Source organism: Roseovarius halophilus (ex Wu et al. 2025) (assembly GCF_047086965.1).
Genome location: NZ_JBKOTX010000555.1, coordinates 1 through 513 on the forward strand (window position 1 = coordinate 1; position 513 = coordinate 513).

At 68.4% G+C, this 513-nt stretch carries 1 protein-coding gene; it reads left to right on the plus strand.

The genetic code is table 11. From position 1 onward, the window contains the following. Positions 1–513 (plus strand): calcium-binding protein (locus ACH107_RS33465; protein ID WP_412509879.1); only part of this gene is annotated, 513 nt, incomplete at both ends.

A 513-nucleotide genomic window follows, 5' to 3' on the forward strand; every position in this document is an offset into this window, starting at 1 on the left:
ACCGCCGAGGGCGGCGACGGGGCCGACAATATCCTGGGCGGTAACGGCACCGACATGCTCAGCTATGCCGGGGACAGCGCCGGCGTCACCGTGAAGCTCTACAACGGCACCGCCAGCGGCGGCCATGCCGCCGGCGACAGCTTCTCGGGTTTCGAGAACCTCGAGGGCGGCAGCGCGGAGGACTACCTCACCGGCGACACCACCGACAACCTCGTCCGCGGCAATGCCGGGGACGACTACATCAACGTCGGCAGCGGCGATGATACCGCCGAGGGCGGCGACGGGGCCGACAATATCCTGGGCGGTAACGGCGCCGACATGCTCAGCTATGCCGGGGACAGCACAGGCGTCACCGTGAAGCTCTACAACGGCACCGCCAGTGGCGGCCATGCCGCCGGCGACAGCTTCACCGGCTTCGAGAACCTCGAGGGCGGCAGCGCGGACGACTACCTCACCGGCGACACCACCGACAACCTCGTCCGCGGCAATGCCGGGGACGACTACATCAACGTC